At 74.4% G+C, this 23,335-nt stretch carries 19 protein-coding genes; 5 read left to right on the forward strand and 14 right to left on the reverse strand.

Annotated elements, in window-relative coordinates:
- Nucleotides 1-51 precede the first annotated feature (51 nt).
- Nucleotides 52-2,193: a S9 family peptidase gene (locus AC067U_RS04160; RefSeq protein ID WP_478828033.1), complete on the forward strand. Its 2,142-nt coding sequence runs from the start codon at nucleotides 52-54 to the stop codon at nucleotides 2,191-2,193.
- Nucleotides 2,194-2,409: 216 nt separating this feature from the next.
- Here AC067U_RS04160 and AC067U_RS04165 read toward each other — a convergent pair whose 3' ends face one another.
- The 9 genes from AC067U_RS04165 to AC067U_RS04205 form a co-directional block, all read right to left on the reverse strand.
- A complete protein-coding gene (locus tag AC067U_RS04165) occupies nucleotides 2,410-3,078 on the reverse strand; it encodes a GntR family transcriptional regulator (RefSeq protein ID WP_478828034.1) in 669 nt (222 codons plus the stop codon).
- 40 nt (nucleotides 3,079-3,118) lie between these two features.
- Nucleotides 3,119-4,069 carry an ornithine cyclodeaminase family protein gene (locus tag AC067U_RS04170; protein WP_478828287.1) on the reverse strand — a complete coding sequence of 317 codons (951 nt, stop codon included), beginning with the start codon at nucleotides 4,067-4,069 and terminating at the stop codon, nucleotides 3,119-3,121.
- Between the two features lie 80 nt (nucleotides 4,070-4,149).
- A complete protein-coding gene (locus AC067U_RS04175; RefSeq protein ID WP_478828288.1) occupies nucleotides 4,150-5,169 on the reverse strand; it encodes a proline racemase family protein in 1,020 nt (339 codons plus the stop codon).
- Nucleotides 5,170-5,240: 71 nt separating this feature from the next.
- Nucleotides 5,241-6,245, reverse strand: a complete 1,005-nt coding sequence (locus AC067U_RS04180; protein WP_478828035.1) for a proline racemase family protein — start codon at nucleotides 6,243-6,245, stop codon at nucleotides 5,241-5,243.
- A gap of 95 nt (nucleotides 6,246-6,340) precedes the next feature.
- Entirely contained in the window at nucleotides 6,341-7,240 is a 900-nt protein-coding gene (locus tag AC067U_RS04185; protein WP_478828036.1) for a dihydrodipicolinate synthase family protein, read from the reverse strand.
- Between the two features lie 74 nt (nucleotides 7,241-7,314).
- Complete coding sequence (locus AC067U_RS04190; protein ID WP_478828037.1) at nucleotides 7,315-8,811, reverse strand: FAD/NAD(P)-dependent oxidoreductase; 1,497 nt, start codon at nucleotides 8,809-8,811, stop codon at nucleotides 7,315-7,317.
- Nucleotides 8,792-9,133, reverse strand: a complete 342-nt coding sequence (locus AC067U_RS04195; RefSeq protein WP_478828038.1) for a (2Fe-2S)-binding protein — start codon at nucleotides 9,131-9,133, stop codon at nucleotides 8,792-8,794. Before AC067U_RS04195 ends, AC067U_RS04190 begins: the two co-directional genes overlap by 20 nt.
- Entirely contained in the window at nucleotides 9,130-10,293 is a 1,164-nt protein-coding gene (locus tag AC067U_RS04200) for an NAD(P)/FAD-dependent oxidoreductase (RefSeq protein WP_478828039.1), read from the reverse strand. Before AC067U_RS04200 ends, AC067U_RS04195 begins: the two co-directional genes overlap by 4 nt.
- A 136-nt stretch (nucleotides 10,294-10,429) precedes the next feature.
- Nucleotides 10,430-12,835 carry a collagenase gene (locus AC067U_RS04205; protein WP_478828040.1) on the reverse strand — a complete coding sequence of 802 codons (2,406 nt, stop codon included), beginning with the start codon at nucleotides 12,833-12,835 and terminating at the stop codon, nucleotides 10,430-10,432.
- A 180-nt stretch (nucleotides 12,836-13,015) separates the two neighbouring features.
- Between AC067U_RS04205 and AC067U_RS04210 the strand changes: the two genes are divergently transcribed.
- The gene (locus AC067U_RS04210; protein WP_478828041.1) at nucleotides 13,016-14,386 is read left to right on the forward strand and encodes an aminopeptidase P family protein; all 1,371 of its coding nucleotides are present in this window, start codon (nucleotides 13,016-13,018) and stop codon (nucleotides 14,384-14,386) included.
- 46 nt (nucleotides 14,387-14,432) lie between these two features.
- Here AC067U_RS04210 and AC067U_RS04215 read toward each other — a convergent pair whose 3' ends face one another.
- The 3 genes from AC067U_RS04215 to AC067U_RS04225 form a co-directional block, all read right to left on the reverse strand.
- Nucleotides 14,433-14,891: a hypothetical protein gene (locus tag AC067U_RS04215; RefSeq protein WP_478828042.1), complete on the reverse strand. Its 459-nt coding sequence runs from the start codon at nucleotides 14,889-14,891 to the stop codon at nucleotides 14,433-14,435.
- Between the two features lie 93 nt (nucleotides 14,892-14,984).
- Entirely contained in the window at nucleotides 14,985-15,383 is a 399-nt protein-coding gene (locus AC067U_RS04220; RefSeq protein WP_478828043.1) for a RidA family protein, read from the reverse strand.
- Nucleotides 15,380-16,558 (reverse strand): acyl-CoA dehydrogenase family protein, encoded by a 1,179-nt coding sequence (locus AC067U_RS04225; protein ID WP_478828044.1) that lies wholly within the window; start codon nucleotides 16,556-16,558, stop codon nucleotides 15,380-15,382. Before AC067U_RS04225 ends, AC067U_RS04220 begins: the two co-directional genes overlap by 4 nt.
- Before the next feature lie 141 nt (nucleotides 16,559-16,699).
- Here AC067U_RS04225 and AC067U_RS04230 point away from each other — a divergent pair, with 141 nt between their 5' ends.
- The 3 genes from AC067U_RS04230 to AC067U_RS04240 all read left to right on the forward strand — a co-directional run bounded on the left by AC067U_RS04230 (nucleotide 16,700) and on the right by AC067U_RS04240 (nucleotide 20,155).
- Complete coding sequence (locus AC067U_RS04230) at nucleotides 16,700-18,307, forward strand: AMP-binding protein (RefSeq protein ID WP_478828045.1); 1,608 nt, start codon at nucleotides 16,700-16,702, stop codon at nucleotides 18,305-18,307.
- Between the two features lie 4 nt (nucleotides 18,308-18,311).
- Complete coding sequence (locus AC067U_RS04235; protein WP_478828046.1) at nucleotides 18,312-19,121, forward strand: PaaX family transcriptional regulator; 810 nt, start codon at nucleotides 18,312-18,314, stop codon at nucleotides 19,119-19,121.
- Nucleotides 19,122-19,315: 194 nt separating this feature from the next.
- Nucleotides 19,316-20,155 carry a GNAT family N-acetyltransferase gene (locus tag AC067U_RS04240; protein ID WP_478828047.1) on the forward strand — a complete coding sequence of 280 codons (840 nt, stop codon included), beginning with the start codon at nucleotides 19,316-19,318 and terminating at the stop codon, nucleotides 20,153-20,155.
- A 13-nt stretch (nucleotides 20,156-20,168) separates the two neighbouring features.
- On the opposite strand, the gene AC067U_RS04245 is transcribed toward AC067U_RS04240, so the two are convergent.
- Both AC067U_RS04245 and AC067U_RS04250 read right to left on the reverse strand, forming a co-directional pair.
- Complete coding sequence (locus AC067U_RS04245) at nucleotides 20,169-22,403, reverse strand: bifunctional salicylyl-CoA 5-hydroxylase/oxidoreductase (RefSeq protein WP_478828048.1); 2,235 nt, start codon at nucleotides 22,401-22,403, stop codon at nucleotides 20,169-20,171.
- 2 nt (nucleotides 22,404-22,405) lie between these two features.
- On the reverse strand, nucleotides 22,406-23,233 hold the full coding sequence (locus AC067U_RS04250; RefSeq protein WP_478828049.1) for an enoyl-CoA hydratase family protein: 828 nt from the start codon (nucleotides 23,231-23,233) through the stop codon (nucleotides 22,406-22,408).
- Nucleotides 23,234-23,335 lie beyond the last annotated feature (102 nt).

The following is a 23,335-nucleotide window of genomic DNA, read 5'->3' on the forward strand; positions in this document are numbered from 1 at the left end:
TCGAACGGCCCAAGGCTAGGCGAGTGATATTTCACATGTCACACTTCCATCATGGACGCGTTTCTCGATCTTTCCGCCCGCACCGGACGCTTCACCTACGGCGCCCCGCGCGCCTTCGCCTTCGGCGACGAGGGCCGCCTGCTGTACTTCCTCCGCTCCACCGGCCCCACCGACCCCTACGACGCCCTCTGGGTGCTCGACACCGCCACCGGAGCCGAGGCCCTGCTCGCCGACCCCCGCGAGCTCTCCCCCGAACCGGGGGCGCTACCCGTCGCCGAACGCCGACTCCGCGAGCGGATCCGCCTGGTCGCCGCCGGGATCGGCTCGTACGCCCCGTCCGGCGACGGACGGCGGGCGGCCTTCGCGCTCTACGGCCGGCTCTACGAGGTCCCGGGCGACGGCACCGGGAAGCCCCGGGAGGTCCCGGCCGCGGGACCGGTCGTGGACCCGCGGCCCGACACCGACGGCCGCCGCATCGCGTACGTGAGCGAGGACGCGCTGTACGTCGCCCGGTCCGGCACGCACGCCTCTGCGAGGAGCGGCTCCGACGGCGACCGCGACGGCGGCCACGACCACGGCGGCGACCGCACCTGGAGCACGGAACGGGTCAGCCCCGACGACGGCGCCCGCTGGGGCCTGGCCGAGTTCGTCGCCGCCGAGGAACTGGGCCGGTCCCGCGGCCACTGGTGGTCCCCCGACGGGCAGGCGCTGCTCGCCGCCCGGGTGGACGAGTCCGCCCTGCAGCGCCGCTGGTTCGCCGACCCCGCGCACCCCGAGCTCCCCGCCGAGGACTTCGCCTATCCGGAGGCCGGCGGCCCCAACGCCTCGGTCGAGCTGTGGGTCCTCGGCCCGGCCGGCCGACGGGTCCGCCTGGACTGGGACGCGGACACGTACCCCTACGTCTCCGACGCCGGCTGGGAGAGCCCGGAGGAGGTCCTGCTGACCGTCCAGGACCGGCTCCAGCGCAACGTCCTCCTGCTGTCCGCCGATCCGGCCACCGGCGCCACCCGTGAGCTGTCCCGCACCACGCACCCCCAGTGGGTGGACCCGTTGCTGCCGGGCACCCCGGCCCGGCTCTCCGACGGCCGGATGCTCACCGCCGCCGACACCGCGGGCGGCGCCGCCCGCGCGCTGGCGCTGGACGGCGTCCCGCTCACCGGGGACGGGGTGCAGATACGCCGGGTGGCCGGCGAGCACCGCGGCGCCCTGCTGGTCGAGGCCGGCCTGCGCGACCCCGCCGAGCAGCAGGTACTGCTGCTCGACCCGGACACCGGCGCCCTCACCCCGGTCGCCGACGGCCACGGCGTGCACGCGGTGACCGCCTCCGCCGGGGCCCTGCTGCTGACCTCGGCCGGGCCGGACGGCGTCCGCAGGACCGTACGCACCGCCGACGGGCGGGAGTTCTCCCCGGCCGACCTCTCCGAGCCGCTGCCGTACCGGGTGGCTCCCCGGCTGGCCCGGGTCACCGAACACGGCCTGCCCACCGCGGTGGTACTGCCCCGCGGCCATGTGCCCGGGCAGCGGCTGCCCGTGCTGGTCCAGGGCTACGGCGGCCCCGGCTTCCAGGACGTCAGCCTGGAGCCGCGCCGCTGGCAGCACCGGCAGTGGTGGGCCGACCAGGGCTTCGCCGTGGTCACCGTCGACAACCGGGGCACCCCGTACGTGTCCCCCGCCTTCACCCACGCCATGGACCGGGACTTCTCCCGGGTCACCCTGGACGACCAGGTGGCCGCCCTCCGGGCACTCGGCGAACGCCACCCCGAGCTCGACCTCGGCCGGGTCGGGGTGATGGGCTGGTCCTACGGCGGCTACCTGGCCGCGGCGGCCGTGCTGCGCCGCCCGGACGTCTTCCACGCGGCCGTGGCGGGCGCCCCGCCCACCGACTTCCGCCACTACGACACCGCCTACACCGAGCGCTACCTGGGCCTTCCGCAGGAAAACCCGGAGGTCTACGAGCAGGAGTCGCTGCTCGCGGACGCGCCCCGGCTGACCCGCCCGCTGCTGCTGATCACCGGCCTGGCCGACGACAACGTGCACCCCTCTCACACCCTGCGGCTCTCCCGGGCCCTGACCGACGCGGGCCGCCCGCACCAGCTCCTCGCCCTCCCGGGCGTCACCCACATGACCCCGAACGGCACCTACGAGAAGATCACCGCCCAGGAACTCGCCTTCCTGAAGGCGGCCCTGCACTAATCGGCTCGTTCGGATCATCGCGTGCTTCGGCCGGGACCCCTCATCGCGGGCCCCGACCGCGTGCCGACGGGCGGGCACGATAACCAATGAGACAAGCGATCAGATGGTCCGAGGAAACGGGCCCTTCTCGGTCGGCGCCGGTGACGTCCTAGCCCGACAGCCCGCGGCCGACGCAGTGTCGGCCGCGGGCTGTCGGAGCCGTAGGGCCCGCAGGGGCTACTCGGCCTGGTCGGCCCAGAGGGAGCGGACGTGGCCGAGGTGGCGGCGCATGCAGGCTTCGGCCGCGGGGGCGTCGCCCGCCAGCATCAGGTCGAGGAGCTCCAGGTGCTCCTCCGCCGAGGACACCAGCAGGCCGGCCTTGTCCAGGCTGGTCAGGCCGTACAGCCGGGACCTCTTGCGCAGGTCGCCGACGGTCTCCACCAGGCGTTCGTTGCCGGCGAGTCCGAGCAGGGTCAGGTGGAAGCGCCGGTCGGCCTCCAGGTACCCGATCAGGTTGTGCTCGCGGGCCTGGGTGACGATCTCCTGGGCGATGGGCCGGAGTTCCTCCAGGGCCTCCTTGGCGGCGATCCGGGTGACCACGCCGATGGTGGGGACCTCGATCAGGGTGCGCAGCTCGGTGAACTGGTCCAGGTCGCGTTCGCTGACCTCGGTGACCCGGAAGCCCTTGTTGCGGACCGGCTCGACCAGGCCCTCGCGGGCCAGGTCGAGCATCGCCTCGCGGACCGGGGTGGCCGACACACCGAGGTCGGCGGCGAGCGTGGGGGCCGAGTAGACCCGGCCGGGCTCCAGCTGTCCGGCTATCAGGGCTGCTCGAAGGGCATGGCCTACCTGATCGCGAAGCCGCTCCTGGGCCTTGATGAGACTGTGCTGCTTCAGGTCACCCATCGCATTCCTCCGAGAAATCGCAGAGGAACAGCGTACAATGTCACGTTTCGCTGTCGCCCCCGGCGGCGTGGTACAGGGCCACGGCCACAGCGAGATCTTCCCAGGCCATGCCCACGCTCTTGAAGAGGTGTGGACAGCCGGACGGCCCGCCCGGCGCGGCGGGACCGGCGGCCTGCCCGCGCCCGGCGACCAGGTCGGCCAAGGTGCCGGTGATGTGGCCCGGCCCGATCGCGCCCTCGGCCTCGGGGACGAGCAGGTCCCCCGCCTCGCGCAGGGCGGCGGCCCGCGACTCGACCCATACCGCGGCACGTCGCACGAGCGCGGTGTCGGTCTCGCGGGCGTCCGGCTCGTGCGAGCCGACCGCGATGACGGTGGCGCCGTCCGCCACCAGCCGTCCGTCGAAGAGGGGTTCGCGGGCCGTGGTGCAGCAGACCACCAGATCGGCCCCGGCCACGTCGGCGGCACTGCCGGTACGGGCGGCCACCCCGCGGGTCCGGGCGTACGCGGCGAGCCGGGCGGCGCCGTCGCCGTTCCGCGCGACCACCGCGACCTCGTCGAGCTCGCGCTCCGCGAGCAGCGCGTCGAGGTGCCCGTAGGCCTGCGGACCGCTGCCGAACAGCACCGTCCGCAGCGGCCGCCCGGCGGGGGTGAGGGCGCGTACGGCCAGTGCGGACACCGCCGGGGTCCGCAGGGCGGTGAGCGCGGCGGCGTCCAGCAGGGCGACCGGCCGCAGGGTGGGACCGTCGAGCAGCAGGTAGCTGCCGGTGATCCGGGGCAGGCCGCGGGCCGGGTTGCCGGGAGCGACCCCGGCGACCTTCACCCCGGCCCAGGGGCCGAAGGCGGCCGGCATCAGCAGCAGCTCGCCCGCCGGGACGGGCACGTTGCCGCGCTGCGGGCAGCTCTCCGGGTCGAGGCCGGCCCGCAGGACCCCGGCCAGCGCGTCGGCGGCGGCCCCCGGGCCGAGCAGTCCGGCGATCTCGTCGGCCCCCAGGACGAGCGGCCCCTTCCGGTCCCCCGCCCCGGAGCGCACTTCCGCCCGGGAGCGCACTTCCGGCGCGGACGGCACACCCCTCACAGCAGGAACCCCGTGCCGAGGGTGTCCCGGGAGTCCAGCAGGAAGGTGTGCTCGCCGGTCCGGTAGGCGGTGCCGGTGACCTCGGTCAGCCCTTCCGAGGCAGGGCCGAGCATCCGGCCGGTGAACACCGTGCCCGCCACGGACTCGTGCAACAGGTCCTGTCCGGCCCCGAGCAGCCCGTCCTCGGCGAGCAGCGCCAGCCGGGTGGAGGTGCCGGAGCCGCAGGGCGAGCGGTCGATCTGACCGTCGGCGAAGACCGTGACGTTGCGCTGGTGCGGGCCGAACGGGGTGTCGGGCAGTTCCTCGTACAGGACGACCCCGTAGACCCCGGACAGCAGCGGGCCCCCGGGGTGCCAGGTGGCGGGGTGGGTGGCCAGCGCGGCGCGGATCTCCTGCCCGGCCCGGACCAGGGCGGGCAGGTCGGCGGGGAGCACCCGCAGGCCCAGGTCGCGGGCGCGCACGGAGGCGTAACAGGCACCGGCGTGCGCGATGTCCACCTCGGCCAGGCCGAGGGTGGTGGCCACCGGCACCCGGCGGGCGGCGACCTGGGCCGGGACGTTCCGGAAGGTGACCCCGGTGGTCCGGCCGCCGTCGCGGTGGACGGTGGCGGTGACCCGCCCGGACGGTACGTCGATCCGGACCTGCGCCACCCCGTCGTCCGGGGCGGGGACCAGTCCGCTGTCCACCGCCCAGACCCCGAGTGCCATGGTGCCGTGCCCGCAGGCCGTGGAGTAGCCGTCCTTGTGCCAGAACAGCACGCCGAGGTGGGCCCCGTCGTCGTCCGGCGGGACCAGGAACCCGCCGTACATTCCGGCGTGTCCGCGCGGTTCCTGCACCAGCATGCGCCGTACGTCGTCCAGCGCGCTGCGCCGGGGCGCGGTGCCGGATCCGCCCGCGCCGACGGCGGTGGCGCAGCGGTCGGCGACGGTGTCCCCGGGAACGGGCGGGAGGCCCTCGGTGACGATCCGGAAGGGTTCGCCGGCGGTGTGGTAGTCGGTGGTGCGGACGGAGTGCACCGTGTAGGAGGAGTCGGCGGCGGGTGCCGGGGCGGCCGCCGGGGACACGGCTGCGGGGGTGTGGGCCGGGTTCACAGCAGGAACCCTCCGGGGAAGGGGTCGGTCGGGTCGAGGAAGTACTGGGCGGTGCCGGTGATCCAGGCCCGGCCGGTGACGGTGGGTACGACGGCGGGCCGGCCGCCGACGGTGGTCTCGCCGACCAGGCGGCCGGTGAACTCGGTGCCGATGAAGGACTCGTTGACGAAGTCGGTGTCCAGCGGCAGCAGGCCGCGGGCGTGCAGCTGGGCCATCCGCGCGCTGGTGCCCGTACCGCAGGGGGAACGGTCGAACCAGCCCGGATAGATGGCCATGGCGTGCCGCGAGCGGACGGCGTCGGAGCCGGGGGCGGCGAGGTAGACGTGCTTGAGTCCGGAGATGCCGGGGTTCTCGGGGTGCACCGGGCGGTCCGGTCCGGCGTTGACCGCGTCCATGACCGCGAGACCGGCGGCCAGGAGGTCCTCCTTGCGGGCGCGGTCGAAGGGCAGGCCGAGGGAGTCGAGCTCCACGAAGGCGTAGAAGTTGCCGCCGTAGGCGAGGTCGTAGGTGACCGTGCCGTAGCCGGGTACGTCGGCCTTCAGGTCGAGGGCGACGCAGAAGGCGGGGACGTTGGTGAGCGTGACGGACCTCGCCGCGCCGTCCTCGACGCGAACGTCCACGCTCACCAGTCCGGCGGGGGTGTCCAGGCGTACGGTGGTCACCGGTTCGACGGCAGGCACCATGCCCGTCTCGACCAGGACGGTGGCCACCCCGATGGTCCCGTGCCCGCACATCGGCAGCAGCCCGGACACCTCGATGTAGAGCACGCCGTAGTCGGCGTCCGGGCGGGTGGGCGGCTGGAGGATGGCGCCGCTCATCGCCGCGTGGCCGCGCGGCTCGTACATGAGCAGGGTCCGGACGTGGTCCAGGTGCTCGATGAAGTGCAGGCGCTTCTCGGCCATGGTGGCGCCGGGGATCACCCCGACGCCGCCGGTGATGACCCGGGTCGGCATGCCCTCGGTGTGCGAGTCCACCGCGTGGTAGATGTGACGCGTACGCATGGGGTCTCCCCTGACTGTCGGTGATGGCCTGTCAGTGGCCCTTCAGTGGCCTGCCGATGGCCTGTCGGTGGCGGCCGTCGGGCTCGGCTGCCGGCTCAGCAGTGGCCGTCGGCGAGGGCCTTCTCGGTGGCGGCGCGGACGGCGGCCTCGACCTCGCCGGTGAGCGCCAGGCGGGGCGGCCGGGTGGGGCCGCCGGGGCGGCCGGCGAGGTCCATGGAGAGCTTGATGGCCTGGACGAACTCGGTCTTGGAGTCCCAGCGGAGCAGGCTGTGCAGGGACTTGTAGAGCGGCAGGGCGGTCTCCAGGTCGCCGGCGACGGCCGCCCGGTAGAGCGTGGCGCAGGAGGACGGCAGGGCGTTGGGGTAGCCGGCGATCCAGCCGACCGCGCCGGCCAGGGCGAGTTCGAGCAGGACGTCGTCGGCGCCGATGAGCAGGTCCAGGCCGGGGGCGAGCTCGGCGATCTCGTACGCGCGGCGGACGTCACCACTGAACTCCTTGACGGCGACGATGCTGCCGTCGGCGTGCAGCCGGGCGAGGAGGGCCGGGGTCAGGTCGACCTTGGTGTCGATGGGGTTGTTGTACGCGACCACGGGCAGGCCGGCCTTGGCGACCTCGGCGTAGTGGGCGCGGACGGCGGCCTCGTCGGCGCGGTAGGCGTTGGGCGGCAGCAGCAGGACGGATCCGGCGCCCGCCTCGGCGGCCTGCTCGGCCCAGCGGCGGGACTCGGCGCTGCCGTAGGCGGCGACGCCGGGCATCACGCGGGCGCCGTCGCCGGCCGCCTCGACGGCGGTGCGGACCACGCGGGCGCGCTCCTCGGCGGTGAGGGTCTGGTACTCGCCGAGGGAGCCGTTGGGGACGACGCCGTCGCAGCCGTTCGCGATCAGCCAGGCGACGTGCTCGGCGTAGGCGTCGTGGTCGACGGAGAGGTCGGGGCGCATCGGCAGGGTGGTGGCGACCATGATGCCGTGCCAGGGGGTGCGGGGTGCGGCGCTCATACGGGACTCCCTAGTGTGGTGTGTGACATTTTACTGTGGGGTGTACGGGCGCCACAAGAGGTGGCGCACGGGTGTCAGTCCGCGGCGTCGGTCTGCGGCGCCCGGCCGGCGCCGGGACCGGCGCCAGGACCGGGACCGGCTCCGGCCGGGGGCACTGCCGCAGGCAGGTCGGCGAGGTGACGGAGCGGCACCGGGCAGGACAGCGGCCGGCGGTCGGCGGCGGGCTCCGTGCCGGCCAGAGCGGCGACGGCCTGGCCGCACATGCGGCCCTGGCACCAGCCCATGCCGGCCCGGGTGAGCAGCTTGGCCGTACGGGCGTCGCGGGCACCGAGCTCGTGCACCGCTTCGCGGATGCGGGCTGCGGGCACCTCCTCGCACCGGCAGACCTCGGTGCCGTCGGTGACCCAGCCGGTCCAGCCGTCGCCCGGACGGTGGGCGGCCCCCATGGCCTCGGCGAAGGCCCGCAGCCGCGCGCGGCGGCGTTCGAGGCGGGCCGCTGCGCCGCGCGGCGGCTGCGCGCGCAGCACCGAGGCGACGGAACGGGCCGCCAGTTCGCCCTCGATCAGGGCCAGTTGGGCGCCGCCGATGCCGCCGGTCTCGCCGGCCGACCAGATACCGGGGACGTTGGTGCGCTGTTCGGTGTCCAGGACCAGGGCCGGGGTGCCGTCGGCGGCGAGGCGGGTGGCGCAGCCCAGGCCGGTGGCCAGTTCCAGCTGGGGGACCAGGCCGTGGCCGACGGCGAGGGCATCGCACGGGATCCGGCGGCCGGTGCCCGGAACGGGCCGCCAGTCGCGGCCCAGCCGCGCCACGGTGACGGCCTCCACGCGCTCGGTGCCGTGCGCCTCGACAACGGCGTGCCGGCTGAGCAGCCGGACCTGATGGCGCGCCAGGGCCCCGCCGAAGACGGCGCCTTCGGCCAGCTTGCCCGGGTTGCGGAGCAGGGCCGGCACCCGGCTGGCATAGGCGAGGTAGGACGCGGCCTCGACCACGGCGGGCACCCGCGCCCCGGCCGCGGCCAGCGATCCGGCGACGGCCAGTAGCAGCGGGCCGCTGCCGGCCACCACGACCCGCCGCCCGGGCAGCACGAGCCCGGCCTTGAGCATGGCCTGCGCCCCGCCGGCCCCGACCACCCCGGGCAGCGTCCAGCCGGGGAAGGGCAGTTGGCGCTCGTACGCGCCGGTCGCGAGCAGCACCGCGCGGGCGCGGACGGTCGCGGCCCGCTCCTCGGCCTCGACCACGGCGTGCAGCAGCCACTCCCGCTCCTCCGCCGGGACCACCGTCCAGACGTGGTGGCCCGGCAGGTACGTCACCCGGCCCGCCGCCTCGTGCGCGCGCAGCCGCGCCTCGCGGTCGGCGAAGGCGGACCAGGCGTGGTGCAGGGCCTCCGGGCGGGCCGCGCCCAGGCCCGGGGCGGGGTGGCGGTAGTACTGGCCGCCGGGCCGGTCGCCCGCGTCCAGCAGGGCGACGCTCAGGCCGAGTTCGGCGGCGCTGACGGCGGCCGCGAGCCCGGCCGGCCCGGCTCCGACGACCGCGAGGTCCGCGGCGGGGGCGTCAGACGGCGAGTTCGGCACGGCCGGTTCCCTCCTGGGTGGTGACGGTGTCCCCGGGGCGGGCCGGGACCAGGCAGGCCCGCTGGTTCGGGCGGCCGTTGACGGTGGCCAGGCAGTCGTGGCACTGGCCGATGCCGCAGAACGCGCCGCGCGGGGCGCCGCCGTCGCGGGTGGTGCGCCAGGCCAGGATGCCGGCGCCCCACAGGGCTGCGGCGATGGACTGGCCGGCCTGGGCCGGGATGTGGCGGCCGTCGAAGCTGATCGTGTACGTGGCCTGCGGTGCCCCGCCGACCACGTCCCGCGGAGTGCGTGTCGTACGGCTCGTGCGGCTCGTCCGGCTCATGGGGTAGCCTCCGCGAAACGGTCGGGGCGGAACGGGGTCGGGTCCAGCGGCGGTTCGCTCCCGGTCAGCGCCGCGGCGATCAGCAGGCCGGTCGCCGGGGCCAGGCCGATGCCGGCGCCCTCGTGGCCGCAGGCGTGCAGCAGGCCCGGGACCCGCGGGTCGGGGCCGATCGCCGGGAGGTGGTCGGGCAGGTACGGGCGGAAGCCGTGGTAGGTCCGCATCACCTTCACGTCGGCCAGGACCGGGAAGAGCGCGGCCGCCTGGGCGGCGAGGCGGCGCAGCGCCTCGGTGGAGAGGGAGCGGTCGAAGCCGACGCGTTCCCGGGTGGCGCCGATCAGCACCGGTCCGGAGGGCGTGCCCTCGACCACCGCCGAGGACTGCAGGGCGGCGGAGCCGCTGGCCACGTCCGCGATGTAGTCGGCGGCGTAGACCTTGTGCCGGACCACCCGCGGCAGTGGCTCGGTGACCAGGACGAAGCCTCGGCGGGGCAGTACGGGCAGCTCCGTCCCGGCCAGCGCCGCGACCGCGCCGCCCCAGGTGCCGGCCGCGTTCACCACGGCGGGGGCGAGGAGTTCGCGGCGGGTGGTGCGGACGCCGCGCAGGGCGCCGGAGGGTTCGCGGAGGATCTCGGTGACCTCTTCGCCGAGGTACCGCGCGGCGCCGGAGGCGGCGAGCAGGCGGGCCGCCGCCTGGGCGGGCTGCACCTGGGCGTCCTGCGGGTAGTGGAAGCCGCCGGCGAGGTCCGGCGCGAGGTGCGGTTCCAGCACGCGGAGCTCGTCGGGACCGACCTCCCGCGCCTGGACGCCCGCCGTCCGCTGGCCTTCGGCGAAGCGGCGCAGGGCCTTGAGGGTGGTCTCGTCGGGCGTCACGACGAGACCACCCTTGGGCTCGTACTCGGTCTCCGGCGGTAGGACGGAGGCCAGTTCGCACCACAGCCTCGTGGACAGCAGCGCGAGGTCGAGCTCGGGGCCCGCCTCCTTGTCGGAGACGAGCAGATTGCCTTCCCCGGCACCGGTCGTGCCGCCCGCGACGGGACCGCGGTCGACGACGGCGACGGACAGTCCGGAGCGGCCGGCGTAGTACGCGCAGGCGGCTCCGACCACGCCGGCGCCGATGATCACGACGTCCGGGGAGGCATCCAGGTGGTGTCTCTTGGGCACGACAGTAATATGTCACATACTTCTGTGCCTGCCTAGGGCCCCTGACCTGCGCGTCGTGACCCGTCGGGCGCACCCGCGCCACGGGCCGGCCGCCCCCTGTGCGGCCGGCCCCGCGCGCACGCCCGGGCCCGGGGCGTCAGCCGCGCAGCGGACCCTCGCAGCTGTAGGACGAGGTGCCCGCCACCTTGTTGGACCAGATCTCCACCGGCCCGAAGTGGCAGTTCATGTCGGCCAGGTTGGTGGAGGCCGCGCCCGCCCGGTCGAGGATGAAGTAGTCGACCGTCTCGGACATGTCCTTGAAGTTCTGGTCCTCGCTGCGCCAGTTCTTCAGGTTGGCGGTGATCCGCCCGGTGCAGGTGAAGCGGCGCTTCCCGGGCTCCCCGTTCTCCACGCAGTCCGGGGTGTTGTACGTCGCCGTGGCGAAGGAGGACTTCACCGCGGCCAGCGCCGAGTCGCGCAGCTGGTCGACCGGGGTGAAGGCGGTGTTCGGCACGTACAGCTGGTCGACCTTGGCGATCTGGGCGTCCAGGAAGCGGTCGTAGTCGCGCTGCAGGTAGCTGTCGGCACCCATCCGGTAGCGCCAGTCGTCGTACTTGGCCACGTCGTTGTTGCGCAGGTGCGTGTACATCTCGCGGAGCAGCGCGGGCTTCTCGGTCCACAGGAACTCGAAGAACGTGCCCGCGTAGGAGTAGAAGCGGAAGCCGTCGCCGTCGTAGGTGGCGTTCATGATCTGCTCGACGCTCATCCGCGGGCCGCCGCCGGCGGTGTCGTTGATGACGCTCTTCACCAGGGACTTGCGGACGGCGATGCCGTTGTCGCGGGTGGCGCCGTCGAAGAACTCGGCGGTGCCCTCGTCCATGGCGGTGGTCCGGTCGCCCTCGTACCAGGGGCCCTCGCCGAAGAAGCCGGGGACCGCGTACCGCCCGTTGAGGTAGTGCGTGTACTCGTGGCGGAACAGCTCCTCCAGCGTCAGCGAGGAGTCCTGCGGCACCCGCCGCTCGTAGGTGTAGAAGGTGGCGCCGCGCTCGATGTAGATGCCGCCGTTGTTGGTGCCCATCCCGGTGAGGATCGGGTGGTACTTCTCGTAGTCGGCGCGCGAGGCGTACAGCACGATGTTCAGCGTGGTGTTCGGGTCCCCGGCGAGCGGCTGGTCGGTGCCGAGCACCCGGTGGTACTGCGCCTTGACCTGCTTGCTCGCGTAGTACAGCTTGTCGACGGTGGCCTGCGGGAGGCCGGTGCGGACCTTGATGGCCCCGTTGTCGTAGGTGTACGTGTACGGGAAGATCCGCTTCTCGATGTCCTCCTTGCAGACCCCGTACGGTCGGCACGCCTCGTAGAAGTTGAGCCAGGAGACGAGCGTGGCCCACTGCTCGCTGCCGGCGCCCCAGTCGCGCTCGACCGTGCCGAGCAGGCCGCCGAGGTCGGCGACGGTGCCGTCCTTGAGGCCGGCTATCTGGCCGAAGCGGGCGTACTCGCTGAGCGCGTCGCGCACCACCCAGTCGTTGCCGGTGCCCTTGAGGTGGGTCCAGCCGGCGAACGTCTTGAACGCCGCCCGGTAGGAGGGGTCGGCGGCCACGGCCGAGTGGAAGGCCGCGTCCTGGTTGCCCGGGTACACGCCGAGGTAGTTGACCGAGAGGCCGGCCAGCGCCGCACCCGCCCAGCCGGCGTCGCGGTGGGTGGCGGGCCGGTCGGGGCCCATGGTGGCGAGCACGTTCTTGATCAGGCCGAGCTGGTGCTGGCGCAGACCGGGACCGCTGGCCGCGTACAGGGCCTCGCGGAGGGTCCGGGCATTGGAGGGGGTGGCGTCGAAGGTGCGGGCGGCACCCCCGAAGTCGGCTATCGCCTGGCGCATCGCGGCCGCGGTCGGGGCGTCGGTGACATCGATCTCGCCGCGCGAGAAGTCGTGGTACACGACCGCGTGCAGGTAGGTGAACATCTCCTCCAGGTGGGAGGAGTTGCGGCCGTCGTGAGCGGCGGCCAGGCCGGATATCCGGCGGGAGACGGCCTGGACGTGGGCGTCGGACATCACCGGGGCGAGGCGGGCGTCCCAGGTCCAGATGATGTCGCGGAGGCACCCGTCGGCGAGCACGGCCGGGTCGGCGAGGAAGTCGGCGAACTGCTCCGGGGAGAGGTTCTTGACCCCGTCGAGGGTGCAGGGCACCCCGGCGGCGGTGCCGCCCGCGGCCTGGACGAGCGCCCGCCCGGCCGCCGCCGGGGCCTTCTCGGCGGGGCCGGGGACCTTGGCGGCGTCCTTGGCCTTGGCGCCGGGCTTCACCGTGCGGCCGCCGGGGACGCGGCTCGCGGCGGGGACGTTCTCGGGGGCCGAGGCGAGCCGCTGGACCTCGTCGAACGGGTTCTGGCCGTGCGCCGCGGTGCCGGTGCCGGCACCGGAGGCGAAGGTGCCGGGGACCGTCGCGGCCACCGGGGAAGCCGGGGCGGTCCGTTCGGCCGCGAGGCTCACGGCCTGCCCGGCGGAGGCGACCAGAGCGACGGCGACGGAGCCTGCGAGGAGGGAGGAGCGCACAACTCTGTGCATGGACACCAAGTACTCCTGTGGGAAGCGGAGGTGGGGGAAATGGTGCTGTGAAGCGTCAACTGCCGTACGTCACACGGCATTTGAGCCCCGTTAACGGGGCCCGGTGTGAGCTGTAACATAGTAATGTGAAATTGCACTGACAAGACCTGTGCGCCCACCAGTTCGCATCAAACTTGGGGAGCCCCCGTGACCGACCACCCCGCCCCGCTCAACATCGGCAGTCACGACCTGCCGGTATCAGCCGAGTTGTCTCGTTTCATGGCGGGCGACTGGGCACCCTCCCCCCTGGCGGCCTCCGACCGGGTCACCGCCTTCGACGTCACCCCGGCCCGCCGGGCCCGCCTCTCGGCGCGCTTCCCGGGCGAGCGGCTGATCGTGCCGGCCGGTGAGCTCAAGGTCCGCACCAACGACTGCGACCACCGGTTCCGCCCGCACAGCGCGTACGCCTGGCTCACCGGCCTGACCGGCGAGGACCAGGTCGGTCACGTGCTGGTACTGGAACCGTCCGGCCCGCACGGCCACGAAGCCGTCCTGTACCTGCGCCCCCGGTCACCGCGGGCCGGCGGCAACGAGGAGTTCTTCCGGGACCGCCGGCACGGCGAGTTCTGGGTCGGCCGCCGCCCCGACCTCGCCGAGGCCGAGCGGCTCACCGGTATCCGCTGCGCGCACCTGGACACCCTCGGCTCCCCGGCCGGCCGCAACGCCGCCGACGACTCCGAACTCGCCACCGTCCTCTCGGAGCTGCGACTGGTCAAGGACGCCTGGGAGGTGGCGCAGCTGCAGCTCGCCGTGGACCACACCACCGCCGGTTTCGAGGACGTCGTACGCGCCCTGCCGCGCGCGCTGGCCCACCCGCGCGGCGAGCGCTGGATCGAGGGGGTCTTCGGCCTGCGGGCCCGCGCCGAGGGCAACGGCACCGGGTACGAGACCATCGCCGCCTCCGGCGCCCACGCCTGCGTCCTGCACTGGATCCGCAACGACGGCGCGCTGAACCGGGACGAACTGCTGCTGCTGGACGCCGGGGTGGAGACGGACACCCTCTACACCGCGGACATCACCCGGACGCTCCCGCTCTCCGGGCGCTTCTCCCCCGTGCAGCGCCAGGTCTACGAACTCGTACTGGCCGCCCAGGAGGCGGGCATCGCCGCGCTCCGCCCCGGCGCCAGCTTCCGGGACTTCCACCGGGCCGGCATGCGGGTCATCGCCGAGGGCCTGGCCGAGTGGGGTGTGCTCAAGGACGCCGAGGGCGACCTGCACCGCCGGTACACCCTGTGCAGCAGCGGGCACATGCTGGGGCTGGACGTCCACGACTGCGCCAAGGCGCGCGCCGAGACGTACCTGGACGGGGTGCTGGAGGAGGGTCAGGTGCTCACCGTGGAACCCGGCCTGTACCTGCAGCCCGACGACCTCACCCTCCCGGCCGAGCTGCGCGGGATCGGCGTCCGCATCGAGGACGACCTGGTCATCACGGCGGAGGGCGCCCGACTGATGTCGGGCGCCCTGCCGCGCTCGGTCGCGGGTGTGGAGGAGTGGATGGGTTCCCTGCTGGAGGGCTGAGCGCCGCCAGATCACCCGCCCCGCGAGCGGTGGCGGTCAGTGGCGGTCACCAGCCGCCGTGGCCGCCCCAGCCGCCATGGCCGCCGTCGCCACCGTCACCGCCGCGACCACCGTGGCCGCCCCAGCCGCCATGGCCGCCGTCGCCACCATCACCGCCGCGACCACCGTGGCCGCCCCAGCCGTCGTTCCAGTGGCCGTCGCCACCGCGACCGTCCCAGTCGTGGTGACGGTCGTGGTCCCAGCCGTTGCCGCCATAACCCGTCCAGTACGGGTTGTAGCCGCCGTAGCCGGTCCAGTCGTTGTCGCACCAGCCACGGTCACGCCAGTCGTCGCACCAACGGCCGTGGCCGCCATGGCCATGGCCATCGCCGCCGTGACCGTCGCCGGTCTGCACCTGGGGCAGCGTCTGCGGGGGTGTGGCGGCGAAAGCTCCACTGAGGGGCATCAGGCCGAGGGTGACCCCGGCGGCCCCTGCCAGGACTGCCGCTCCGATCCTACGGCGCATCTTCATGCACCTCCGAACATAGTTGACGGAGAACACTTCGGGGCATTTCCACCGTCCCTCCGTGTAGGGCCGCTGTCAAAATCGGTCGAACACTCACTCGACCACGGCGATCCCGTCGAGCTCCACCAGCGCCCGCTCGTCCCAAAGCCGGGTGATGCCGACCACCGCCATCGCCGGATAGTCCCGGCCCGCCAACTTCCGCCAGATCCTCCCGAGTTCGGGCGCGTGATCGCGGTACTCGGCCACGTCGACGGCGTACACGGTGACCCGGGCGAGCCGGTCCGGGGTGCCGCCCGCCGCCGCGAGCGCTCCGAGCAGGTTGGCCAGGGCGCGCTCGAACTGTTCGGGCAGGGTCTTCCCCACCACCCGGCCGTCACCGTCCAGGGCCGTCTGCCCGGCCAGCAGCACCAGGCGCGAGCCGGTGGCCACCACGGCGTGCGAGAAGCCGGTGGGCGGGGACAGCTCCACCGGGTTGACCCGCTCCAGGCTCATCGCACCCCCTCCGCCGAAACCGTCGCCGCCGGAGCGGCCGGAGCCGCCGGGTCCGCCATGCCCGCCTCGCGGTACAGCTCCCGGGCGATGATGGTCCGCTGCACCTCGCTGGCCCCCTCGTAGATGCGCGGCGCCCGCACCTCCCGGTAGAGGTGTTCGAGCAGATGGCCGCGCTGCAGCGCCCGTGCGCCGTGCAGCTGCACGGCGTGGTCGACCACGTACTGCGCGGTCTCGGTGGCCAGCAGCTTCGCCATCGCCACCCGCCGGGCCACGTCCGGCGCGCCCGCGTCGTACGCGGCGGCGGCCGCGTGGACCAGCAGCCGGGCCGCCTCGGTCCGGGTGGCCATCTCGGCGATCCGGTGGGCCACCGCCTGGAGGTCGCCCAGCACCCCGCCGAACGCCTCCCGCCGGGCGGTGTGCGCGAGCGCCGCGTCCAGCGCGGCCCGGGCCATCCCCACCGCGAAGGCCCCCACGCTGGGCCGGAAGCGGTTCAGGGTGTCCATGGCCAGCCGGAACCCGCCTCCGGGCTCCCCCAGCAGGTCCGCGGGCCCGACCGGCACCCCGTCGAAGGCCAGCGACCCGATCGGGTGCGGCGAGAGCATCTCCAGCGCCTCCCCGGTCAGCCCGGGCCGGTCCCCCGGGACCAGGAAGGCCGTGACGCCGCGCGCCCCGGCGGCCTCCCCGGTCCGCGCGAACACCGTGTAGAAGTCGGCCTCCGGGGCGTTGGAGATCCAGCGCTTCTCCCCGATGAGCCGCCAGCCCTCCCCGTCGCGCTCCGCGCGCAGCGACAGTGCCGCCGCGTCCGAGCCGGCCCCCGGCTCGCTCAGCGCGAACGCGGCCACCGCCGCGCCCCGCCGTACGGCCGGCAGCCAGCGCTCCCGCTGCTCCGCGCTGCCGCCGCGCAGCACCGGATGGGCCCCGAGCCCCTGCAGGGCCAGCGCGGTCTCCGCCTCCGTGCAGCCGTAGGCCAGGGACTCCCGCAGCAGGCAGAGCTCCAGCGCCCCGAAGTCGAACAGCCGCTCCAGCAGACCGAGTTCCCCCAGGGCGGCGAGCAGGGGCCGGTTGACCCGGCCCGGCTCCCCGCGCGCCGCCAGTTCGTGGAGGCGTCCGGCGGCCAGGGCGCGCAGCCGGCCGGCCCATTCCTCTTGTTCCTTCTCCAGCGCGAATTCGGGCATCGATTGTCCCCAGTTTTATCGCGTTCAGTTGACTGCCGTCACCGTCACGATACGCTCGTTGCCGCGACCGCACGGCCGGCTCCATCCACTCGGTCCCGTCACAACGGGGCCCGGACCGTTGTGCAAGGGGGCGATCCCGCCTTGGAACTCCTGCCTTCCGCCCACGCCGACACCTTCGCCCGAGACCACCTTCCGCCGCCGCACGCCTGGCCGGAGCTGGTCTTCCAGTTGCCCGAACTGGCCTATCCGGAGCGGCTGAACTGCGCGGCGGAGCTACTGGACGCCACCGTCGCCCGGTTGGGGCCGGACCGGCCCGCCTTCCGCACCGCCGAGGGCGAGGTGTGGTCCTACGGCGTGCTCCAGGAGCGGGTGGACCGGATCGCCCGGGTGCTCGTCGGGGATCTGGGGGTGGTCCCCGGCAACCGGGTGCTGCTGCGCGGCCCCACCGGCCCCTGGCTGGCTGCCTGCTGGCTGGCGGTGGTGAAGGCGGGTGCGGTGGCCGTCACCGTGCTGGCCCAGCAGCGCGCCCAGGAGCTGGCCACGGTGTGCGCGATGGCCCGGGCGCAGTTCGCGCTGTGCCACACCTCGGTGCTGGCGGACCTGGAGCGGGCCGCCGTACCCGGCCTGCGGATCACCCCGTACGGCGGAACGGACCCCGGCGACCTGCTGGAGCTGGTCGGGAAGCAGGTGGAGGACCCCTTCCCGGCCGTGCCCACCTCCGCCGACGACGTGGCGCTGATCGCCTTCACCTCCGGGACCACCGGCCGCCCCAAGGGCTGCATGCACTTCCACCGGGACGTGCTGGCCGTCGCCGACACCTTCTCCCGGCAGGTGCTGCGCCCGCGCCCGGACGACCTCTTCGCCGGCAGCCCGCCGCTCGGCTTCACCTTCGGCCTCGGCGGCCTGGTGGTCTTCCCGCTGCGGGCCGGGGCCTGCGCGCTGCTGCTGGAGCAGGCCGGTCCCAGACAGCTGCTGCCCGCCCTGGCCGAGCACCGGGTGACCGTGCTGTTCACCGCGCCCACCGCGTACAAGACCATGCTCGGCGAGCTGGACGGCCACGACCTGTCCGCCCTGCGCCGGTGCGTATCGGCCGGGGAGAACCTCCCCGCGGCGACCTGGCGGGCCTGGTACGAGGCCACCGGCCTGCGGATCATCAACGGCATCGGCGCGACCGAGCTGCTGCACATCTTCATCTCCGCCGCCGACGAGGACATCCGCCCGGGCACCACCGGCCGGGTGGTGCCCGGCTGGCAGGCCCGGGTGGTGGACGGCGACGGCGAGCCGGTGGCGGACAACGAACCCGGGCTGCTGGCGGTGCGCGGCCCGGTGGGCTGCCGGTACCTGGCCGATCCGCGGCAGGGCGAGTACGTGCGCGACGGCTGGAACCTCACCGGGGACACGTACGTACGCGACGGGGAGGGGTACTTCCGCTACGTGGCCCGCGCCGACGACATGATCATCTCGGCGGGGTACAACATCGCCGGCCCGGAGGTGGAGGAGGCCCTGCTGCGCCACCCGGACGTGCTGGAGGCGGCCGTGGTGGGGCGGCCCGACGAGCGGCGCGGCCAGATCGTGGTGGCGTACACGGTCACCCGCGAGGGCGCGGCCGTGTCGGAGGACGGGCTGCGGGCCTTCATGAAGGACGAGCTGGCCCCGCACAAATGCCCGCGGACCTTCGTCTTCCTGCCCGCGCTCCCCCGGACGGCGACCGGGAAGATTCAACGGTTCCGGCTGCGGGATCTAAAGTGACCACGTGGCCGAGCAGCACACTCCGCGATCCCTGATCGTCACCTTCTACGGCGCCTACGGGCGGGCCGCCGAGGGGCCCGTCCCGGTGTCCGCGCTGGTCCGCCTGCTGGGCGCGGCCGGGGTGGACGCCCCCTCGGTGCGGTCCTCGGTGTCCCGGCTCAAGCGGCGCGGGTTCCTGCTGCCCGGCCGGGCGGCGGACGGCTCCGCCGGTTACGGCCTCTCGGACGAGGCCCGCGAGCTGCTGGAGGACGGCGACCGGCGGATCTACGCCGAGCCGCCGGCCGGGGACGCGGAGCCGGCGTGGCTGCTGGCGACGTTCTCGGTGCCCGAGCAGGAGCGGCACAAGCGGCACCTGCTGCGGTCCCGGCTGGCGCGGCTCGGGTTCGGGACGGTCGCGCCGGGCGTGTGGATCGCGCCCGCGCACCTGGAGGCCGAGACCCGGCACACCCTGGACCGACTCCAGCTCACCGGGTACGTGGAGCTGTTCCGCGGCGGGCACCTCGGTTTCGCCCCCACGGCCGAGGCGGTGGCCCGCTGGTGGGACCTGACCTCGCTGGCCAAGCAGCACGAGGAGTTCCTGGACCTGCACGAGCCGGTGCTGCGGGGCTGGCAGACCGGGCCGGCCCCGGACCCGGAGGCCGCGTACCGGGACTACCTGGCGGCCCTGGACAGCTGGCGGCGGCTGCCCTACGCCGACCCCGGCCTCCCTCGCCTGCTCCTGCCGTCGGACTGGCCGGGTGACCGCTCGGCGGCGGTCTTCGCCGAACTGCACGCGCGGCTGCGGGACGTCGGCGCGGCCTTCGTCGGCCTCTGACCGGCGCGCCGGTCCGGTCCCGCGGCCTGGCGCTGCGCGGGCCGGCCCCGGACCCCGTCCGGGTGCTGCCCGCCCGTTCCGGGCCTGCGGGCCGTCGCTGGCCGGTCGCGCAGTTCCGCGCGCCCCTGGGCCGGCGGACCGGGACCACGGTCAAAACCGTGTGCGCGGGAGCCGCGGGTTCGCGACCATGGGCCATGACTTGGACCTTCACCCATGACCTGAACACGTATCTCGACACCGCGGGGCCCGCCGTACGCGCCGACGCCGTGTCCAACACCATGCTGCTCACCGTGGCCGATGCGCTGGCACGGCGCGGGGTGCACGCCTTCGGGGACGAAGACCCGGTCTTCGGCTGGTGGACCGGTCCCGACGGGCGGGTGGACGGGGCCCTGCTGTGCACCCCGCCGCATCCGCTGCTGCTCGGTGCCGTGCCGGCGGAGGCGGTGGCCGCGCTGGGCGCGGAGCCGCTGTTCGCCGCGGCCGACGGGGTCAACGCGCGGCGGGCCGACGCCGAGGCGCTGGCCGTGGCCTGGGGGCGGCCGGCCCGGGTGGAGGAGGAGCAGCGGCTGTACCGGCTGCCGGGCCGGGAAGGGCTGATCCCGCCGGATCCCGCCCCGGCGGGGAGCTCCCGCACCGCCGTCCCGGATGACCTTCCGCTGGTGGTGGACTGGTTCGCGGCCTTCGTCCGGGACATCGGCGGGGACTCCGCCCCCTCCGAGGCCGTGCTCCTGGACCGGATCTCCTACGGCGGGCTGCTGCTCTGGGAGGACCCGTCCGGGACACCCGTCTCCATGGCGGGCTTCTCCCGCACCCTCGGCGGCACCTCGCGCCTCTTCCCCGTCTACACCCCGCCGGCCCTCCGCGGCCGCGGCTACGCGGCCGGCGTCACGACGGCCGCGAGCAGGGCGGCGTACGACTCCGGGGCCGAGGAGGTGCTGCTCTTCACCGACCTGGCCAATCCGACCAGCAACGGCGTGTACCAGCGGCTGGGTTACACGGCCGTGGAGGACAGGGTGATCCTCGGCAGGCCCTGACCGGTCGTCCCCGTCAGCCCCTGCCGGTCGGCGGTTTGCGGCTGCCCGCCCGGTAGGGGGCCGGCCAGGGGGCGGCGGGGCCTTCGTAGCCCTGGTCGGCGGCCGCGTGGAGGGTCCAGTGCGGGTCGTACAGGTGCGGGCGGGCCAGGGCGCACAGGTCGGCGCGGCCGGCCAGCAGCAGGGAGTTGACGTCGTCCCAGGAGGAGATCGCCCCGACCGCGATGACCGGCACGCCGAGGGCGTTGCGGATCCGGTCGGCGTACGGCGTCTGGTACGAGCGGCCGTACTCGGGCCGCTCGTCGGCGACCACCTGGCCGGTGGAGACGTCGATGGCGTCGGCACCGTGCTCGGCGAAGGCGGCGGCGAAGGCCACCGCGTCCTCCTCGGTGGTGCCGCCCTCCGCCCAGTCGGTGGCGGAGATGCGGACCGTCATCGGCCGGTCCTCCGGCCAGACCGCACGGACCGCGTCGAAGACCTCCAACGGGAACCGGAGCCGGCCCTCCAGGGTGCCCCCGTAGGCGTCCGTGCGGCGGTTGGTGAGCGGGGAGAGGAAGCCGGACAGCAGGTAGCCGTGGGCGCAGTGCAGTTCCAGCAGGTCGAAGCCGCAGGCGGCGGCGCGGACCGCCGATGCCGTGAACTGGTCGCGGATCACGGCCAGTTCGGAGAGGGTCAGGGCGTGCGGGGTCTGGTTGACGCCCGGCCGGTAGGGCAGCGCGGAGGCCGCCGCGAGCGGCCAGTTGCCGTCCGGCAGCGGTTCGTCGATGCCCTCCCACATGACCTTCGTGGAGCCCTTGCGGCCGGAGTGGCCGAGCTGGACGCCCAGCGCGGTGCCCGGCGCGGAGGTGTGGACGAAGTCCACGATCCGGCGCCAGGCCCGGGCCTGTCCGTCGGCGTAGAGCCCGGCGCAGCCGGGGGTGATCCGCCCCGAAGGGGAGACGCAGACCATCTCGGTCATCACCAGGCCGGCCCCGCCGAGGGCCCGGGCGCCGAGGTGGACCAGGTGGAAGTCGCCGGGCACCCCGTCCACGGCGGAGTACACGTCCATCGGGGAGACGACCACCCGGTTGCGCAGGGTCAGGCCGCGCAGCCGGTACGGGGTGAACATCGGCGGGGTGGACCCGTCGAGGCAGCCGAAGTCCCGCTCGACGGCGGCCGTGAAACGGGCGTCGCGCAGCCGCAGGTTGTCGTGGGTGACCCGGCGGCTGCGGGTGAGCAGGTTGAAGGCGAACTGCCGGGCGGGCTGGCCGGTGTACCCGGCGAGGTTCTCGAACCAGCGCATGCTGGCGGCGGCCGCGCGCTGGGTGGAGGCGACGGCGGGACGGCGGGCCTCCTCGTACGCGGCGAGGGCCGCGGGCACGTCGGGGGCGGTGCCGACCGCGTCGGCGAGGGCGAGGGCGTCCTCGACGGCCAGTTTGGTGCCCGAGCCGATGGAGAAGTGCGCGGTGTGGGCCGCGTCGCCGAGCAGCACCGTGTTGCCGTGCGACCAGCGCTCGTTGACGACGGTCCGGAAGGCCGTCCACGCCGAGCGGTTGCCGCGCAGGGCGCGCCCCCGCAGCGTCTCGCCGAAGATCTTCGCGCAGCGGGTGGCCGACTCGGTCTCGTCGCAGAGGTCGAACCCCGCGGCGCGCCACACCTCCTCGCGCATCTCGACGATCACGGTGGAGGAGTCGGCCGAGTAGGGGTAGCCGTGGAGCTGCACCACCCCGTGTTCGGTTTCGGCGATCTCGAAGCGGAAGGAGTCGAAGGCGAAGTCGGCGGCCAGCCAGATGTAACGGCAGCGGCCGGTGGTGACGGTGGGCCGGAGGTGCTCGGCGAGGGTCTCGCGGGTGGCGCTGTGCACTCCGTCGGCGGCCACCACCAGGTCGTACGAGGCCGCCAGCGCGGCCGGGTCGGGGGCCTCGCGGCGCAGCCGCAGGTGCACGCCGAGCTCGGCGCACCGCTCGTGGAGGATCTCCAGCAGCCGGCGGCGGCCGAGGGCGGCGAAGCCGTGGCCGCCGGAGGTCAGCAGCCGGCCGCGGTGGACGATGTCGATGTCGTCCCAGCGGACGAACTCGGCGGACAGTGCCGCGTAGACCTCCGGGTCGGCGTCCTCGATGCCGCCGAGGGTCTCGTCGGAGAGCACCACGCCGAAGCCGAAGGTGTCATGGGGCGCGTTGCGTTCCCAGAGGGTGACCTCGTGGCCGCGACGGGCCAGGAGCGCGGCTGCGTAGAGCCCGCCGGGCCCTCCGCCGGTGACGGCGGCCCGCACGGCTAGCGTCCCCGCCAGGCGGGCGGGCGCTTGCCGGTGAAGGCGGCGTGGAACTCGGCGTAGTCCTCGCCGTTCATCAACAGGGCCTGGGTGGCGGCGTCCATCTCCACCGAGGCGGCCAGCGGCATGTCGAGCTCGGCGGTGAGCAGGGCCTTGGTCTGGGCGTAGGCGAGGGCGGGGCCGGCCGCGAGGCGGTCGGCGAGTTCGGCGGCGCGGACGCCCGCCTTGCCCTCCTCGGTGAGTTCGCTGAGCAGGCCGATGCGTTCCGCCTCGGCGGCGTGGACGGGTTCGCCGAGCATCAGCAGCCGGGTGGCGTGGCCGAGGCCGACCACCCGGGGCAGCAGGTAGGCGGCGCCCATGTCGCCGCCGGACAGGCCGACCCGGGTGAAGAGGAAGGCGAAGCGGGCGGTGGGGTCGGCGATCCGGAAGTCGGCGGCCAGAGCGAGGACGGCGCCGGCCCCGGCGGCCACCCCGTGCACGGCGGCGACCACCGGGAAGGGGCACTCCCGGATGGCGCGCACCACCTGGCCGGTCATCCGGTTGAAGTCGAGGAGCTGGGCGGTGTCCATGGCGAGGGTGGCGCCGATGATCTCGTCCACATCGCCGCCGGAGCAGAAGCCGCGGCCCTCCCCGCCGAGCACCAGGGCCCGGACGGAGCGCTCGCGGGAGAGCTCGGCGAGCAGATCGCGCAGGTCGGCGTAGGCGCCGAAGGTGAGCGCGTTCAGCTTCTGGGGGCGGTCGAGGGTGACGGTGGCCACGCCGTCCTGCCGGGTGACCCGGAGGTGGCGCCACCGCTGCGTGCCGGCTGCGGAACCAGTGAAGGGGCTCACGGTCCCGACCGTAGCACCGATCCGTGACTGCCGTCACGGATACGCGATAAACGGATGACGGGGCGGCGTGTCCCCGCCCGAAGTCCCGGTGGCGGCGTGACC

Source organism: Streptomyces sp. NPDC043853 (assembly GCF_056436025.1).

Excerpts from the sequence above, each read along its gene's own strand:
- AC067U_RS04160 (WP_478828033.1), top strand. The coding sequence starts at position 52 with ATGGACGCGTTTCTCGATCTTTCCGCCCGCACCGGACGCTTCACCTAC.
- AC067U_RS04165 (WP_478828034.1), bottom strand. The coding sequence starts at position 3,078 with ATGGGTGACCTGAAGCAGCACAGTCTCATCAAGGCCCAGGAGCGGCTT.
- AC067U_RS04180 (WP_478828035.1), bottom strand. The coding sequence starts at position 6,245 with ATGCGTACGCGTCACATCTACCACGCGGTGGACTCGCACACCGAGGGC.
- AC067U_RS04185 (WP_478828036.1), bottom strand. The coding sequence starts at position 7,240 with ATGAGCGCCGCACCCCGCACCCCCTGGCACGGCATCATGGTCGCCACC.
- AC067U_RS04195 (WP_478828038.1), bottom strand. The coding sequence starts at position 9,133 with ATGAGCCGGACGAGCCGCACGAGCCGTACGACACGCACTCCGCGGGAC.
- AC067U_RS04215 (WP_478828042.1), bottom strand. The coding sequence starts at position 14,891 with ATGCGCCGTAGGATCGGAGCGGCAGTCCTGGCAGGGGCCGCCGGGGTC.
- AC067U_RS04220 (WP_478828043.1), bottom strand. The coding sequence starts at position 15,383 with ATGAGCCTGGAGCGGGTCAACCCGGTGGAGCTGTCCCCGCCCACCGGC.
- AC067U_RS04225 (WP_478828044.1), bottom strand. The coding sequence starts at position 16,558 with ATGCCCGAATTCGCGCTGGAGAAGGAACAAGAGGAATGGGCCGGCCGG.
- AC067U_RS04240 (WP_478828047.1), top strand. The coding sequence starts at position 19,316 with ATGACTTGGACCTTCACCCATGACCTGAACACGTATCTCGACACCGCG.